This is a genomic window from Streptococcus sp. 23.2, from assembly GCF_016648665.1.
Classification (GTDB): Bacteria; Bacillota; Bacilli; order Lactobacillales; family Streptococcaceae; genus Streptococcus; species Streptococcus salivarius_E.
The window spans coordinates 143,368-159,090 of record NZ_JACLQJ010000002.1 but is presented as its reverse complement, the minus strand read 5'-3'; the positions used below and the strand labels follow the sequence as shown (position 1 = coordinate 159,090).

Here is a 15,723-nt window from a genome sequence, read left to right as displayed (position 1 = left end):
CGTCAATCATGAAAACAACAACTAAACTCATTGGTATCCTATCAACTCTTATTGTAGTTATCCTCGCTATCTTCTTAGTGACTAAGTTTAATAGTCATGAGTCAGCACGTGTTAGCACAAGTAGTAGCCCAGTCAAGACGGTCAAGAAATCATCTTCAAGCTCAAGTAAAGCTGTTAAGAAGGATAAGAAAGCAGCTCAATCATCATCTTCAGCAGTTTCAAATGAAGAAAATAACAATCAGGCTTCAGCAGTAGCACCTAAATCTTCTTCTCAAGAACAAGCTCAAGCAGGCACTACAGATGCTGGGCAAGTGGCTGAAGCAACAACACCAGCTTCTCAAGTTGGAGGAGTTGAAGGTGGTCGAGGTGCTTGGACAGCAACTTCTGGAACATTGACACTTGATGAGGAAACACCTGTATATACTGCGCCAGATAAAGATAGCGGAGCAGTTTCTACACTTCCTGCAGGTGATGTTGATTGGGATAAATATGAAATTTTACCCGATGGAAACTGGTATAGTTTTGTTAAAGATGGGCAACGTTATTATATTTCATATTCAGATGTAGGGCATTGATAAAGTATTAAGAAGTCTTTATAAACCACTTTTCAAGTCTATCAAGGCTTTAAGATAAACATGAAATAAAAAAGACAGTAACTATTCTGAAGTTACTGTCTTTTTGGGTCCTACGAAAACTACTAGCACAGCTAGTGGTCCCAAAAATTATTAAGCTATGTAGCAAAAAATACTAGAAACAGACTATTCAAATGCAAAACCGAAGTCGATTAAAGAGGTTAAAGTTTAAAGTCGACACTTATTTACAAAATCTGATAGTTTGAGAAAAGAGATGATTTGCACTACGAGTGGTAATTGTAGATTTAGGGTATTTTTCTAATATGCTATTTACATTATGTAACCCAAGACCTCTTCCTTCCCCTTTACTAGAGTACCCCCTAGCAAAAATACGACTAACATCCACTTTTTCTGTTTTTATACTATTTTCGACGATAAGTACCAACGAATCATCATTATTCATGAAAGCAACAGTCATTCTTGGATTTATAGCTTCAATCGTAGCTTCGATAGCATTATCACAAAGGACAGAAAGAACAGTTATGAAATCTAGTAATTCTATCCTAAAATTACTAACAGGTTCTTCAATCTCAACAGAAATTGAAATACCTCTATTTTGTGCCTCAAGTAATTTAGCGGAAAGAATACTTTTGATAGCATCATTCTTAATATTACTAAGTTTAGCAATATCAAACTTACTATCATAGAATTGGTTTGCACTATCTCTAAGTACGCCATTGTAAACAGTTTTAATAGCTTCAATATCTTGATTATCAATTCCTAATTTTAGACTGGTCAAAATATTAATGTAGTCATGACGGAAACTCCTAATTTCCTCATAAAGTGATTCAACATGATGGCTATAGATAGATAGTTCATTTAGTTGAGTATCTTTTTGATCAATAATTTCCTTCTCTAGTTTTTCTTTTGAAATTGCATTGAGATAGAGTAGCATTACAAAAAACAGAACAATATAAAAGTTATTAATATGTCCTCTCCAGTTATCTGCATCAGCTAATTTGTCTCTATAAATAACAAGTATAGAAACTAAGAGCATATATACAAACATAGAGATGTTGATCAGTAATAATAAATACTTGAAATAGTAACGCTTGAAACCTTCTTTTATTTCGTCAAAATCTAACCTAAGAGATTTTACTATGAGTAAATGAAGAGGGAAAACCAGTAATTCAATTAAGATATCATACCAACTTAGTTTGACTTCATTGAAGACAGAGACTCCTAGTAGAGGGAAAACGTAGAATGCTAACATTCTACCTAGCAAGCTTTGAACGATAATGGGGTACAAGCCATAAAAAATATCAAGTGTTTTACTACCATACTTATTTTGATATATGTTATAAGCAATAAAGATAAAAAAGAAAGCAAAGTACCCAACAGGAGGACATATGATGAGGAGTAGGACATACAAAAATGGACCAATAATATTCCACAAAGGTTTGATTGGTTGGTTACTCACCTGTTGAAACATTAACAATACTACTAATGTCTTAGAATAGAACAGCAATAAATTTATAACTATATCCATAGAAACACCTTAGATTTTCAAAGATTTAACTTTTTCTAGGAGACCCTTATATTTCGTACGGGAAATGGGACATTCATTATTATTTTCAAACATTACCATTTTCTCTTCTTTATTGATCTTAACGATATTTTCAGGATTAACGATAAATGAACGATGGCATCGATATAGGCGGTCGTCAGCTCGTTCAACTTCTGAAATACTGGCGTAGAACTCCATTCGTTCTTCTTTAGTATGCAAAATAACTTTATGTATTGTTGGAGACGTTTCAAAAAATAAGATATTGTTAAAAGGCACTTGAACATGGGCCGTAGCTGTTTCAAAAGTAAAAGAATCTTGGGCAATAGTGGCACCCATTTTATCCATGGTATATTCAATTGCTAAATGAACACGTTCATAAAAATCTTCATCATCTAAAGCTTTATCAATAAAATCTAGTGCAGCAACTCTATATTTAAAAGTGACTGGCATAAATTCTGAATGTGTTGTTACAAAAACAATTGTTGCATTAGGATCTTTTTTTCGAATTTCTTTCGCAATGTCTAGCCCCTTTTTTTCTTCTCCTTTAATTTCAATATCTAAAAAGAAAAGTTGGTGAGAACCTCTTTCCGTAATTGCGTCAAGTAACTGGCTAGGTTTTCCAAAAATCTCAGGTCCTTTACATTTTAGAGATTTTTTTGCAATAACATTTTTTATAACATTCTCTATTCGTGATTGTTGTAAAAATTCGTCTTCTAAAATAAAAATATTTAACAATTAGTGTACTCTCCATTCGATAAAATATTTAGTACTGCAGTAAAAGACATTGAAGTCTTTTTCCAGTATGAAAATATATTTGTTTTGTTTTTTTAGGACGTCTAAATAAAAATCCATGTTTCTTTGCAAATACAGATAATTTTCCCTAACATGCAGTACACATATAAGTATGGAAACTTTTAAGTAATGATAGTAGTCATAAAACCGGTATATCGTAACAGTTCTAGAAACTATTATATCGGTATACTTTTACTGTAAATGACAAAAAATGAACCGTTTATGATATATGACAAATTAAATGGTATAACCAAGCTATAATAAAAATAGGAATTGGAGGTGAAGTATGTTCAATATTGTGAGGCACTTTTGGTTGTTGATAACTGTTAAAAAGTATATTAAAAAATATAAGTTAAAAGTTAAAGTTAACAATCATTTTAATTCTATAAGGATTACTACAGCAACTAACACTCTTTATTTTATCACATTTACAAAGAATTGTAATTATGGAAAAAAGTTAAAAAAATTAGGAGGAGTAACGTTTATGCACAAATTATTTTATTGACAGCGAATATTGATTATAACAAAATATTTAATGAACATCTCGAACTATTAGGTGTCATTGATATCAAAAAGTCATTAGCGAATACCTCTAATGAAATTTGTGATTATCTAGATTATTTTTTTAATATCGAAAAGGTGCACTAACCTCCATGTACATGTAAACTGTACTTGAGGTTATTTTTTTATCATCAGATTAAATAGTTTTTCGATGTTTTATTGTAATAAACGTTTTGTTTAGGTATTGCAACTCTACTGTAACGAATTTATTCCTTTTTGTGTTTACACAACTTATATTCTACTACCATCAGGAATTGTTTATAAATTTATTTTTTCTGAAAAAAATCTGAATAATCTTTGTTACTATTTTAATAGTCAAGCAGTCTGGACTATTAAATATTGACTTAGAAAGGAAAGTATATGAGTTATACGAAGCCAGTTATAGAAAAAATTTCTACTTTTAAAAGTGGTACTGCAGGATTAGTCGCAGGTAGCTTCAGAGATATATTTGGTGGCAGGGCTTTATTTTTAATTAGAATATAATCCATTACCCGAATATATTCATTAAGTTAATATAGTAATTATTATGGAAAACAAGTAATCCACATAGTGGAGGTGAAAAAAATCTGAAATTTGTTCAATCTTAATCTATTTTCTGATATTTTTCCGAAATTCATATTATAGAATTTAAAAGAACAATTTTTAGCATAGGAGTATCGTATTATGACAAATAAGATTGAAATAAGAGATGTTACAAAAACTCTTAAAGAAGGAGATATATTAAAGAACGTATCCTTTACAGCTGAGGAGGGGGAAGTCACTGCCTTTTTGGGACCGAATGGTGCCGGAAAAAGTTCGACACTACGAATACTTTTGGGTCTGGATAGGGCATCTTCAGGAACTGCTTTAATAGGAGGTAAGAAATATTGTGATATTGAACGTCCTCTTTTAACTGTAGGAGCTTCTTTTGATGGTGTGGGGGCTCCTAGTGATCGAACAGTTTTTCAACATTTGAAAATTGCTGCCGCTAGTAATGGAATAGATTATTCCAGAATATCAGAGGTGTTATCCATTACTGATATTGAACATAAAAGAAATTCAAAAATAGGCAACCTTTCCTTGGGAGAGGGTCAGAGATTAGGTATTGCAACAGCGCTGTTGGGAAACCCCCAGTACCTGATTTTAGATGAACCTACAAATGGTCTAGATCCTAGTGGAATTAGATGGTTTAGAAATTTTATTAGGGAACAAGCAAACACTGGTAAGACAGTATTGTTATCTTCACATATACTTTCAGAAGTAGAAGCGGTAACTGATAGGGTTGTTTTTATTGACAAAGGAAGTATCATAGCTTCGGGTACACTTCGTAATATATTGAACGGATTTGATAATCTAGAAGATGTTTTCTTTCATTTAACAGGAGGTGGCTATGATGAGTAGTATAAAAATCAATAATACTTTATCAGAGCTATATAAAATTTTTTATAGTAGATCAACCCGAATAGTTTTACCAATTGTTTTTATTTTTCAGCCGTTATTGTCTTATATCAGTTCTAAACAAATTTTAGCAGTTGGATTGAATGCAACCCCTGAAACAAATAGCAGCTTAGTAGAACCAATACCTCCAATTGAGTATATTGGTTTTGAAGCTATACTATTGGGCTTGTTTGCTATGATTATTTTAGGAGCAATTCTTGGAAGTATGGAATATAAAAATAGTTCTTTACGTACCAGCTTGTTATTATGTTCAAATAAGGCAGTATTCTTTGTAATAAAATTTTTTGTTACAAGTGTATTTATTTTTGTTGTGTCATTTGTTTCAATCTATTTATCTATTGCAAGTGCACAGTTTGGTTTAGAAAGAGAAGGATTGAGCCCTCTGATACTGAGTAATAATGTTTGGTACTTTATATTGTTAGGATCATTGTCGTGGTCGCTACTAGCGGTGTTATCCTATTCAATTGCTTTTTATTTTAAATCTTCACTTGGATCATTATTATTCTTATTACCACAAGTCTATAATTTAGGTAGTTTTCTTGCTGACAGAATTCAGCTTGCTAAGTATTTACCAGTATCTTTAGGGCAAGATTTAATTGCAACATCTCCTTTAAAAATCACAACACCAGGACGCAGTGTTTTATTTTTGAGTACTTGGGTGCTAGTAATTAGTAGCTTTGCATATTACAAATTTTTGAAAGAAGATGTAGGTAATGTTAGATGAATTCTTTTAGAAGTGAGTATTTAAAGTTTATTTATAATAAATGGTTATTATTGACTGTCCTAGCAACTATAATTTTAGTACCTTTATTTGTTATTTTTTTACATGAAACTCCAAGTTATATAACCGAGGATTATGTTTTAACGCAAATCTTAGAAAGCTTCTATCTCGGACAAGCTGGGATTATTATTATTACAATACTATTTATAGGTCAAGAATTTAACGGTTCAACTTTAAGAAGCAGTTTATTAGCTAACCCAACACGGTGGAAATTCTTTTTTATAAAATTAATAGTAATATTATCAATATCTATATTAGTTTGGAGTCTGGTTGCTTTCTGTACTATTTGCGTAGTATATACTTTTTATGGTCTATTAATTCCCTTACATATTTATACCTTAGCATTAAGAATAATATTGGTATCAATTGGTTTAATATTAATATGTTTTAGTTTAGTTCTTATAACAAGGAGTATAGTTGTTCCAATGGGAATGTCCTTGTCTTTCTTGTTGGGGTTAGGTCAAATGCTTCTGCAATTCAGCGATGCTTTTCTCTACTTCCCGATTATCTCCACTATGAATTCATTTTTTATGATTGAGAATCAATCTTATATACCTTATACAATAGGTATTGCAATTCAATTTTTATGGGGGATTTTGCTGTTATCTTTCTCTATTTTGCTGTTTAGGAAGAGGAGTGTACGATAAAAATTTTGTATTTTGTGATAATATTTAGTTATGAAAGAAAAAAAGTATATCGAATATTAGCAATTGATGATGATGAAAGCATTCTTCGTTTGATAAAGAATTCTTTAGAACGCTCAGAGTTTGAAGTTACGACGAGGAGAGAAGTAGGTAACATAGATATTTGTTCATTTATTGGCTTTGATTTAATTTTATTAGATATCATGATGCCGATTGATGGTTTAGAAATTTGTAAATCCATTCGAGAACAAATCGATGTACCGATAATTTTTGTAACAGCCAAGCAATTGGATAGTGATTTGGCTAGCGGGGTAAAGGCTGGTGCGGATGATTATATAAAAAAACCATTTAGTATTACAGAATTAGTTGCTCGTGTTAGGATGCATATCCAAAGGGAGGAAAGAACTCGTAAAAATAATAAAGAAATATGTACAAAGAATTTGATAATTAATGTCAGCAATCAAGAAATCTTAATTGAAGAAGAGACTATATCATTGACAAAGCGAGAATTTACAATTTTATATACTTTAGCAAGCAACCCGAAGAGAGTATATTCCGTTGAGGAGCTCTATGAGAGAATATATCCGTCGGAATCAGATGCACAATTTCGTTCTATTGCTGAGTATATTTATCAAATTCGTTCAAAATTAAAACCCTTTTCAATTAATCCGATCAAGACACAGTGGGGAGGCGGATATAGTTGGAACGAAAATTAGATTTTAAGGCTTTAGTAAAAAAGACGCAGTGGACAATTGTTAAACAATTTTGTTTGAATGTAATTGTAGCCTATATTTTTCCTATATCAACTATTTCTATCAATATCCATTCAGAAAATCAGTCAATCGCTAGTGGCTTGTTAGGGCTATTATTTAATGTTTTTTCATGGGTTTATATTTGTATATCTTTGATTATTATAGTTTCTATTAATATTAAAGCTTTGTTAACAAGAGTAAAGCAAGAAATGGAGATTGTTTATCATGGTAGCATGTGGCTAACATCTGTAAACAATTCATCGAATTTAACAATTCTTGAATTCATAGAAACAAATAAACACATTGAATTAATGCAACAAAGAATTAAAAATATGATTCAGGTAGAGAAAGACCAAAAGGAGGATATTCTCTTTAAAGTTTCAGCGATGGCGCATGACTTGAAGACACCTTTGACTGTAATTAAAGGAAACTCGGAATTGTTGCAATTGGCACCTTTATCAGGTGTTGATGTTCAATGTCTTAAAGACATTGAAAGAGCAAGCAACCAATTAGATAGCTATTTTAATCAGTTAATCAACTACTCTAAAACTTTTTACTCTTATCAGATTTCTTTCCATCAGTATCGTATTAGTAATTTATCCAAAATACTGGAACAAGAGTGTGAATACCTTATTGGAGATAACATTGACTACAAGTATAATTCGAAGATAGACCGAGACTGTAATATTGAATTGGATTTAGATTTAATAATCCGTTCGGTGGCAAATATTGTTAATAATGCAATGGCTTATGCAGACGATTCTAAAAAGAGAATCAGAGTTATCTTTGAGTTAGAAGATGGTAGTATTGCCTTAAGTATTTGGAATAATGGTTCTAAATTTTCTGAAGATGTTTTAAAAAATTTTGGAAAATTATTTTATCGAGAAGACACTAGTAGAAATTCACAGTTTGAACATTTTGGAATAGGTTTGGCATTTGTAAAACAAGTAATGAGCATTCATTCTGGTGATATACAACTGCAAAATAAGGAAAAAGGGGCTATGGTTAAATTAATTATTCCTATAAAAAATAGTGATAACACCTAGGCTTGAATATCGTAATCTTGAATTCTATGAAGTTCATAAAGTAAGCATATTGATAATAATTATTTCAAAATCTTTGCAATTAGCACTCATAACTGATTTATTCGGTTCTTTTCCACCATTTGTCAAGTCTATCATGGCTTTAAGTAAAGATAAATAATAAGGTAACGACTCAAGTCGCTTAATAAAGAAAACCAGAGCATTAGCTCTGGTTTTTTCTATTGCTTTTAATATTTTCATTTGTTAGAATGTAGGTAATGTGCGTGCTTGTCACGCCCTTTTTCTGTGCCTTTTTCGGCTTTAGTGGTTGTCAATAACTATAAAAATCCTAAAGGCATGGTAAATGCAAAAAAGAAAAGGAGAAATTTATGGCTTATATTTGGTCTTATCTCAGGCGTTATCCTAAGTGGCTAGCAATGAATTTTACGGCGGCTATTTTATTTGTTATTGCTAACTTAGGTCTGCCGACGGTTCTTGCCAGAATGATTGATGAGGGGATTAACCGTGGAGATGCTGACAAGCTTTATACCTATGCTTGGGTCATGTTCGGTGTGGTCTTGACTGGGATTGTTGGTCGTGTGCTCTTGTCCTATGCGGTTAGTAAGTTGACGACCACAATGGTGCAGGTCATGCGTAATGACATTTACGCTAAGCTTCAGGAGTATTCCCACCATGAGTACGAGCAGATTGGGGTATCCTCTTTGGTAACTCGTATTACATCTGATGCTTTTGTTCTCATGCAGTTTGCAGAACAGATTCTAAAGATGGGTGTCATTACTCCTCTGATGATGGTTTCCAGTGTCTTCTTAATTTTGACGACAAGTCCATCTTTGGCTTGGATTGTGGCAATTTCCTTGCCTTTCCTAGCCGTAGTAGTCTGGTATGTGGCGGTAAAAACGCGTCCGCTTTCTGAGAAACAACAGGCAACTCTCGACAAGATTAACCAGTACGCTCGTGAGAATCTGACTGGACTTCGTGTCATCCGAGCTTTCGCTAGAGAAGATTTTCAAGAGAAGAAGTTTGCTTCTGAAAATGCTGTCTATGCGGATAATTCAAACAAGCTCTTTAAATTGACTGGTTTGACCGAGCCACTTTTTGTGCAAATCATCATCGCTATGATTGTGGCCATTGTTTGGTTTGCTCTTGAGCCATTAGGCTCTGGAAGTTTGGCTATCGGTGACTTGGTTGCCTTTATTGAGTACAGCTTCCATGCACTATTGTCTTTCCTTTTCCTAGCCAATCTCTTTACCATGTATCCTCGTACGGCGGTGTCTAGTGAACGTCTGCAGGAAATTATGGACATGCCGATTTCTATCAATCCAAATGAAGATGGCGTGACAGAAACCGAGACTAAGGGATATTTGGAGTTTGACAATGTGACCTTTGCCTATCCTGGTGAAACTGAAAGTCCTGTCCTACACAACATTTCTTTCAAGGCAAAACCTGGTGAAACTATTGCCTTTATCGGATCAACGGGTTCAGGGAAATCCTCCCTTGTGCAGTTGATTCCACGCTTTTATGATGTAACACTTGGACGCATTCTTGTTGATGGTGTGGATGTTCGTGACTATAATCTTAAGGCTCTTCGTCGTAAGATTGGCTTTATTCCACAAAAAGCCCTGCTCTTTACAGGAACCATCGGTGAAAATATCCGTTATGGTAAGGAAAATGCCAGTCATGAAGAATTGAATCAAGCTACGGATGTCGCTCAAGCTAAGGAATTCATTGACAGTAAGGAAGAACGCTACGATTCTCACTTGGCTGAGGGTGGTAGCAACCTTTCTGGGGGACAGAAGCAGCGTTTGTCGATTGCACGTGCGGTGGTTAAACGTCCTGATCTTTATATCTTTGATGATTCCTTCTCTGCCTTGGACTACAAGACTGATGCGACCTTGCGCCGTCGTCTAAAAGAAGTGACTCAAGATGCAACAGTCCTGATTGTAGCCCAGCGTGTGGGAACTATCATGGATGCAGACCAGATTATCGTTCTGGATAAGGGTGAAATCGTTGGTCGTGGCCGTCATGAAGAGCTTATGGAAAGCAATGACATTTACCGTGAAATCGCTAATTCACAATTGAATCAAAAGAGTCTTACGGAAGACTAGAAGGAGGTCAAAATGAAGAATAATAAAAAGAAAACAAATCATTCCTCAAGTTTTGGCCGTCTTTGGTCATACTTGCAGGCTTATCGTTTCCCACTTTACCTAGCCATTTTCTTGAAAATTGTTAGTGTTATCATGAGTGTCCTTGAACCCGTAGTCATTGGTTTAGCTATTACCGAGTTGACTAAAAATACGCTGGCCATCATCAAAGGTGTGGAAGGCGCTCATATCAACGTCTCCTATGTTGGTTTGGTTTTGGTTGTTTATCTCTTGCGTGGTCTTATTTATGAGTTGGCTGCTTATTATTCCAACTATTTTATGACCAATGCTGTGCAAGCAACGGTTCAAGATATGCGAAATGAGATGACCGAGAAAATCAATCGTACCTCAGTGTCATACTTCGATAAGCACCAGTTTGGGGACCTCTTGGGACGCTTTACCAGTGACGTCGAGACAGTATCTAATGCCTTGCAGCAGTCATTTTTGCAGGTTGTTAATGCCGTCTTTACTCTAGCCTTGGTTATTGGAACAGTGCTTTACCTTAATCTTCAATTGGGAGCTATAGTTGTCATCACTATTCCGATTACATTCTTTGGTGCCCGCTTTATCATGAGTAAGTCTCAGCCCTACTTTAAACAACAGGCTGATGCTCTAGGTACTCTTAATGGTTTTGTTCAAGAAAATCTGACCGGTTTCAATGTGCTTAAGCTATTTGGCCGTGAGGATAGATCCTTGGATGATTTTAAAGAAATCACGGAAGACCTTCAGAAGGTAGGTTTTAAGGCTAATTTCATTTCAGGACTCATGATGCCTGTTCTTAACGGTTTATCTGACTTGACCTATCTAATTGTCGCTGTTCTAGGTGGTTTGCAAGTCTTGGCTGGTCGCTTGACGATTGGTAATATGCAGGCCTTTGTTCAGTATGTTTGGCAGATTAACCAACCTATTCAGAACTTGACTCAGTTGGCTGGACAATTGCAAAGTGCTAAATCTTCCTTGGACCGTATTTTCCAACTGATGGATGAACCAGACGAGGCTAATGATGCTACTGAAGTGCTAGAGGGAGATTTGACTGGCCAAGTTAGCTTTAAGCATGTGGACTTCCAGTATGTGGCTGATAAACCTTTGATTCGTGACTTTAATCTTGAGGTTAATCCTGGCGAAATGGTAGCCATTGTCGGTCCTACCGGTGCTGGAAAATCAACCATTATCAACCTCCTCATGCGTTTCTATGATGTGACTGCTGGTTCTATTTCAGTTGATGGTCACGATATCCGTAACCTGTCTCGTCAGGATTATCGTAAACAGTTTGGTATGGTGCTTCAGGATGCTTGGCTCTTTGAAGGAACTATCAAGGAAAATCTTCGCTTTGGTAATCTTGAGGCAACTGATGAAGAAATTGTTGAAGCCGCTAAGGCTGCCAATGTGGACCACTTTATCCGTACGCTACCTGGCGGTTACAACATGGAAATGAACCAGGAATCAAGTAACATTTCACTGGGACAAAAGCAACTTTTGACCATTGCGCGTGCGCTTTTGGCTGATCCTAAAATCTTGATTTTGGACGAGGCAACCTCATCAGTTGATACCCGTTTGGAACTCTTGATTCAAAAGGCTATGAAGACTCTCATGCAGGGTCGAACAAGCTTTGTCATTGCTCACCGTCTGTCAACTATCCAAGAGGCAGACAAGATTTTGGTCCTTAAAGATGGTCAAATCATCGAACAAGGGAACCATGAATCCCTTCTTGCAGATAAAGGCTTCTATTACGATTTGTATAATAGTCAGTTTGCAGAGAAATAAACAAAATAATCCATCAGTTCATAACTGGTGGATTTTTGCTGATTTTAACGAGCAATAAAAGAGACTTCCCCAGTGAGAGAAGTCTCAAAATTAATATTTATTTCTCAGCAGGTCGTGTGACGAACATGGCATCTCCGAAACTGAAGAAGCGGTAGCGTTCTTGGACGGCGTGTTTATAGGCATCAAGGACGAATTCACGACCAGCAAAGGCTGAAACCAACATCACCAAGGTTGATTTTGGAAGGTGGAAGTTGGTTGAGAAGGCGTCTACGACTGTGAATTGGTAGCCTGGTTTGATAAAGATATTGGTCCAGCCTGAGTCGGCTTGGAGTTGACCATCGTATTTATTGCCGATTGTCTCAAGTGTTCGTATTGAAGTGGTTCCTACTGCAATGATGCGGCCTCCAGCGGCTTTGACGCTATTAAGGGTATCGGCAGCGTCTTGGCTGAGGGTGTAAAATTCTGAGTGCATCTCATGTTCGTCGACATTATCGACAGAAACAGGTCGGAAGGTTCCCAGTCCAACGTGAAGGGTGAGGTAGACCAATTTTACACCTTTAGCTTCAATCTTTTGAAGTAATTCAGGAGTGAAATGGAGGCCAGCTGTAGGAGCAGCGGCAGAGCCATTTTCCTTGGCATAGACCGTTTGGTAACGGTCGCGGTCTTCCAATTTTTCATGGATATAAGGTGGCAATGGCATCTCACCCAAGCTTTCCAAAACCTCAAGGAAGATACCGTCGTAGCTAAATTCTACGATACGGCCACCGTGATCCAGTTCCTCAGTAACAGTGGCGGTCAAGCGTCCATCACCAAAACTAACTTTAGCACCTACTTTAAGGCGTTTGGCTGGTTTGGCTAAAACTTCCCATTGATCGCCTTGGGTATTTTTCAAAAGGAGAAATTCCACATGGCCGTGGGTATCAGGCTTTTCACCGTAGAGGCGGGCAGGAAGCACGCGCGTATTGTTCATGACCAAGGCATCGCTAGGGTTAAGCTGATCGATGATGTGGTCGAAGTGGGTGTCAGTCATTTCCTTAGTTACAGGATCAATGACCAAGAGTTTAGAGGCGTCACGTTGCTCCAATGGGGTTTGAGCAATCAGTTCCTCTGGCAATTCAAAATCAAAATCGTTTGTATTCATTTCTTTCCTCGTTTAAAAATTTTCAGCCTTTTTATTATAGCACGATATAGGGCGACCGTCATTAAAGGAGTTGAGTGAAAGCGCTTGACAAAAAAGATAAAAAAGGAGATAATAAAGAAAATGGTATATACCAATATTGAGGTGAATAGAATGAAAAAGATTTTAGTTAAGAATCAAGTTGAGGGAGGCAAAGTTGCCCTTGATCTTCTTAAAGAGAGCCTTGCAGCAGGTGCTCAAACCTTGGGATTGGCTACAGGTAGTTCCCCTATCGCCCTTTACCAAGAGATGGTTGAGAGTGACGTGGATTTTTCAGAACTTTACAGCGTCAATTTGGATGAATACGTCGGACTAGCACCAGACCATGAGCAGAGCTACCATGCCTTTATGAAGGCTCAACTCTTTGATGCCAAGCCATTTAAGGAGAGCTTCTTGCCTGACGGCATGGCTGAGGACTTGGAGCAGGCGGCTAAGGATTACGATGACGTTTTGGCACAACATGCTATTGATTTGCAAATCCTAGGAATCGGAAGTAATGGGCATATTGGTTTTAATGAGCCAGGTACGCCTTTTGATAGTCAAACTCATGTGGTCGACTTGACTGACAGCACCATTGAAGCCAATAGCCGTTTCTTTGCTAGTCGTGATCAGGTTCCTACTAAGGCTATTTCGATGGGAATTGCTTCTATTATGGCTGCTAAGAAGATTATCTTGTTTGCCTATGGCGACAAGAAGGCAGATGCCATTTTCAAGATGGTCAAGGGTCCGGTGACAGAGGAAGTGCCAGCTAGTGTCTTGCAACATCATCCAGACGTGACTCTTATCTTGGATGAGGCTGCTGCTGCGAAATTGTAGGAGAAAACATGAGTCATAAAATTTACAATATGAGCTTTTCAAAGGTCTATCCTATGCTAGTGGCCAAGGCAGAGCGGAAAGACAGGAGTCGAGCAGAGGTGAATCAAGTAACTACGTGGTTGACCGGCTATTCGTCAACGGCTATTGAGGAGGCTCTATCATCTGAAGTTAGTTACGGAGATTTCTTTCGTCAAGCGCCTGCCCTCAATCCTAAGCGTCATCTGATTACGGGATCCATCTGTGGGGTTAAGTTGACCGAAATTAAAGAACCTCTTATGCAAGATATTCGCTATCTGGATAAGCTAGTAGATGAGCTGGCTAAGGGGAGACCTCTGGAAAAGGTAATAAGAAGTTAAGTTATGTTAACTCAGGTTGAGGCATCTGGTACTCAGCCTTTTTCTTTTGTGACAATTCTCCTCCAAACAAATCAATTGCCTAGTCCTCTTTGATAGCGCTATAATAGTTAAGTTGACTTTGACTATCAAACAACAGATATAGATATTTCATAAAGAAAGAGGACATACAATGGCAAAACCTATTCGAGTATTGCTTTATTATAAATACCTTCCCATCGAAAACGCTGAGCAATTTGCGGCTGACCACTTGGCTTTCTGTAAGTCAATCGGCCTCAAAGGACGTATCTTGGTCGCTGACGAGGGAATCAATGGAACAGTTTCTGGTGACTATGAAACCACTCAAAAATACATAGACTACGTTCACAGCCTTCCAGGGATGGAGGACCTCTGGTTCAAGATTGATGAGGAAGAAGAGCAAGCCTTCAAGAAGATGTTTGTTCGTTACAAGAAGGAAATCGTCCACCTTGGTTTAGAGGATGATAACTTTGACAGCGACATCAATCCACTTGAAACTACAGGTGCTTACTTGTCACCAAAAGAGTTTAAAGATGCTCTTTTAGATGAGGACACTGTTGTCCTCGATACACGTAACGACTATGAGTATGACCTTGGTCACTTCCGTGGAGCCATTCGTCCAGACATTCGCAACTTCCGTGAATTGCCACAATGGGTTCGCGACCATAAGGAAGAGTTCATGGACAAGCGCGTGGTTGTTTACTGTACTGGTGGTGTCCGCTGTGAGAAATTCTCAGGTTGGATGGTCCGTGAAGGCTACAAAGATGTTGGCCAATTGCACGGTGGTATCGCAACTTACGGAAAAGATCCAGAGGTTCAAGGGGAGCTTTGGGATGGTAAGATGTATGTCTTTGACGAGCGTATTGCTGTTGATATCAACCATGTAGACCCTATCGTTGTCGGTAAGGACTGGTTCGATGGCACGCCTTGCGAACGCTATGTCAACTGTGGTAACCCATTCTGTAACCGTCGTATCCTTGCTTCAGAGGAAAATGAAGACAAATACCTCCGTGGCTGCTCACACGAATGTCGTGTTCACCCACGAAACCGTTATGTCTCTGAAAATGGTTTGAGCAAAGAAGAAGTTGTCGAACGCCTTGCGGCTATTGGTGAGAGTTTGGATGTAACACCAGCCTAAGTTTAAATAGAGAAGAAGCTGAGAGAAATCTTGGCTTTTTATTTTGCAATTTATTTCTAAAATAATGACATATATATATTGCAATTAGAAATATATAGTGTATAATTAAGATGAAAATAGCTGGTGAACCTAATCAATTTCGACGATAATATCAGATATGATGTAAA

The 15,723-nt window shown here is 36.8% G+C and carries 16 protein-coding genes; 12 read left to right on the top strand and 4 right to left on the bottom strand.

Features of this window, described 5'->3' with window-relative positions:
• Nucleotides 1-8 precede the first annotated feature (8 nt).
• A complete protein-coding gene (locus H7T98_RS02110; RefSeq protein WP_201041607.1) occupies nucleotides 9-575 on the top strand; it encodes a transcriptional regulator in 567 nt (188 codons plus the stop codon).
• A 238-nt stretch (nucleotides 576-813) separates the two neighbouring features.
• Here the strand turns inward: H7T98_RS02110 and H7T98_RS02105 are convergent, their stop codons facing one another.
• Together H7T98_RS02105 and H7T98_RS02100 are read right to left on the bottom strand one after the other, a co-directional pair.
• Nucleotides 814-2,121: a sensor histidine kinase gene (locus tag H7T98_RS02105; protein WP_201041606.1), complete on the bottom strand. Its 1,308-nt coding sequence runs from the start codon at nucleotides 2,119-2,121 to the stop codon at nucleotides 814-816.
• A 9-nt stretch (nucleotides 2,122-2,130) separates the two neighbouring features.
• Nucleotides 2,131-2,874, bottom strand: a complete 744-nt coding sequence (locus H7T98_RS02100) for a response regulator transcription factor (protein ID WP_060972017.1) — start codon at nucleotides 2,872-2,874, stop codon at nucleotides 2,131-2,133.
• 978 nt (nucleotides 2,875-3,852) lie between these two features.
• On the opposite strand from H7T98_RS02100, the gene H7T98_RS02095 reads away from it, so the two are divergent.
• The 6 genes from H7T98_RS02095 to H7T98_RS02070 all read left to right on the top strand — a co-directional run bounded on the left by H7T98_RS02095 (nucleotide 3,853) and on the right by H7T98_RS02070 (nucleotide 8,152).
• Nucleotides 3,853-3,975, top strand: coding sequence for a putative RiPP precursor (locus H7T98_RS02095; protein ID WP_151404978.1), 123 nt, complete (start codon nucleotides 3,853-3,855; stop codon nucleotides 3,973-3,975).
• 180 nt (nucleotides 3,976-4,155) lie between these two features.
• Entirely contained in the window at nucleotides 4,156-4,872 is a 717-nt protein-coding gene (locus H7T98_RS02090; RefSeq protein ID WP_037601752.1) for an ABC transporter ATP-binding protein, read from the top strand.
• The gene (locus H7T98_RS02085) at nucleotides 4,862-5,653 is read left to right on the top strand and encodes a membrane protein (RefSeq protein WP_037601755.1); all 792 of its coding nucleotides are present in this window, start codon (nucleotides 4,862-4,864) and stop codon (nucleotides 5,651-5,653) included. The genes H7T98_RS02090 and H7T98_RS02085 overlap by 11 nt, the downstream gene beginning before the upstream one ends.
• Nucleotides 5,650-6,357, top strand: coding sequence for a hypothetical protein (locus H7T98_RS02080; protein ID WP_070654837.1), 708 nt, complete (start codon nucleotides 5,650-5,652; stop codon nucleotides 6,355-6,357). Before H7T98_RS02085 ends, H7T98_RS02080 begins: the two co-directional genes overlap by 4 nt.
• 5 nt (nucleotides 6,358-6,362) lie before the next feature.
• Nucleotides 6,363-7,070, top strand: a complete 708-nt coding sequence (locus H7T98_RS02075) for a response regulator transcription factor (RefSeq protein ID WP_201041605.1) — start codon at nucleotides 6,363-6,365, stop codon at nucleotides 7,068-7,070.
• Nucleotides 7,055-8,152: a sensor histidine kinase gene (locus tag H7T98_RS02070; protein WP_201041604.1), complete on the top strand. Its 1,098-nt coding sequence runs from the start codon at nucleotides 7,055-7,057 to the stop codon at nucleotides 8,150-8,152. Before H7T98_RS02075 ends, H7T98_RS02070 begins: the two co-directional genes overlap by 16 nt.
• Before the next feature lie 33 nt (nucleotides 8,153-8,185).
• On the opposite strand, the gene H7T98_RS10135 is transcribed toward H7T98_RS02070, so the two are convergent.
• The gene (locus H7T98_RS10135; protein ID WP_201041603.1) at nucleotides 8,186-8,389 is read right to left on the bottom strand and encodes a hypothetical protein; all 204 of its coding nucleotides are present in this window, start codon (nucleotides 8,387-8,389) and stop codon (nucleotides 8,186-8,188) included.
• 128 nt (nucleotides 8,390-8,517) lie between these two features.
• Between H7T98_RS10135 and H7T98_RS02065 the strand changes: the two genes are divergently transcribed.
• Both H7T98_RS02065 and H7T98_RS02060 read left to right on the top strand, forming a co-directional pair.
• Complete coding sequence (locus tag H7T98_RS02065) at nucleotides 8,518-10,254, top strand: ABC transporter ATP-binding protein (RefSeq protein WP_201061137.1); 1,737 nt, start codon at nucleotides 8,518-8,520, stop codon at nucleotides 10,252-10,254.
• 12 nt (nucleotides 10,255-10,266) lie between these two features.
• Entirely contained in the window at nucleotides 10,267-12,054 is a 1,788-nt protein-coding gene (locus tag H7T98_RS02060; RefSeq protein WP_201061135.1) for an ABC transporter ATP-binding protein, read from the top strand.
• A gap of 97 nt (nucleotides 12,055-12,151) precedes the next feature.
• On the opposite strand, the gene queA is transcribed toward H7T98_RS02060, so the two are convergent.
• Entirely contained in the window at nucleotides 12,152-13,195 is a 1,044-nt protein-coding gene (gene queA, locus H7T98_RS02055) for a tRNA preQ1(34) S-adenosylmethionine ribosyltransferase-isomerase QueA (protein WP_201061133.1), read from the bottom strand.
• Nucleotides 13,196-13,345: 150 nt separating this feature from the next.
• Between queA and H7T98_RS02050 the strand changes: the two genes are divergently transcribed.
• The 3 genes from H7T98_RS02050 to H7T98_RS02040 all read left to right on the top strand — a co-directional run bounded on the left by H7T98_RS02050 (nucleotide 13,346) and on the right by H7T98_RS02040 (nucleotide 15,556).
• A complete protein-coding gene (locus H7T98_RS02050) occupies nucleotides 13,346-14,047 on the top strand; it encodes a glucosamine-6-phosphate deaminase (RefSeq protein WP_201061130.1) in 702 nt (233 codons plus the stop codon).
• A gap of 8 nt (nucleotides 14,048-14,055) precedes the next feature.
• On the top strand, nucleotides 14,056-14,403 hold the full coding sequence (locus H7T98_RS02045) for a DUF2200 domain-containing protein (protein ID WP_021144538.1): 348 nt from the start codon (nucleotides 14,056-14,058) through the stop codon (nucleotides 14,401-14,403).
• Nucleotides 14,404-14,572: 169 nt separating this feature from the next.
• Nucleotides 14,573-15,556, top strand: coding sequence for a rhodanese-related sulfurtransferase (locus tag H7T98_RS02040; RefSeq protein ID WP_175057454.1), 984 nt, complete (start codon nucleotides 14,573-14,575; stop codon nucleotides 15,554-15,556).
• Nucleotides 15,557-15,723 lie beyond the last annotated feature (167 nt).

Bases quoted from the DNA above. Each gene is read 5' to 3' on its own strand.
- H7T98_RS02105 (WP_201041606.1), bottom strand. From the start codon at position 2,121: ATGGATATAGTTATAAATTTATTGCTGTTCTATTCTAAGACATTAGTA.
- H7T98_RS02045 (WP_021144538.1), top strand. From the start codon at position 14,056: ATGAGTCATAAAATTTACAATATGAGCTTTTCAAAGGTCTATCCTATG.
- H7T98_RS02065 (WP_201061137.1), top strand. From the start codon at position 8,518: ATGGCTTATATTTGGTCTTATCTCAGGCGTTATCCTAAGTGGCTAGCA.
- H7T98_RS02095 (WP_151404978.1), top strand. From the start codon at position 3,853: ATGAGTTATACGAAGCCAGTTATAGAAAAAATTTCTACTTTTAAAAGT.
- queA (WP_201061133.1), bottom strand. From the start codon at position 13,195: ATGAATACAAACGATTTTGATTTTGAATTGCCAGAGGAACTGATTGCT.
- H7T98_RS10135 (WP_201041603.1), bottom strand. From the start codon at position 8,389: ATGAAAATATTAAAAGCAATAGAAAAAACCAGAGCTAATGCTCTGGTT.
- H7T98_RS02110 (WP_201041607.1), top strand. From the start codon at position 9: ATGAAAACAACAACTAAACTCATTGGTATCCTATCAACTCTTATTGTA.
- H7T98_RS02040 (WP_175057454.1), top strand. From the start codon at position 14,573: ATGGCAAAACCTATTCGAGTATTGCTTTATTATAAATACCTTCCCATC.
- H7T98_RS02085 (WP_037601755.1), top strand. From the start codon at position 4,862: ATGATGAGTAGTATAAAAATCAATAATACTTTATCAGAGCTATATAAA.
- H7T98_RS02090 (WP_037601752.1), top strand. From the start codon at position 4,156: ATGACAAATAAGATTGAAATAAGAGATGTTACAAAAACTCTTAAAGAA.
- H7T98_RS02050 (WP_201061130.1), top strand. From the start codon at position 13,346: ATGAAAAAGATTTTAGTTAAGAATCAAGTTGAGGGAGGCAAAGTTGCC.
- H7T98_RS02080 (WP_070654837.1), top strand. From the start codon at position 5,650: ATGAATTCTTTTAGAAGTGAGTATTTAAAGTTTATTTATAATAAATGG.
- H7T98_RS02060 (WP_201061135.1), top strand. From the start codon at position 10,267: ATGAAGAATAATAAAAAGAAAACAAATCATTCCTCAAGTTTTGGCCGT.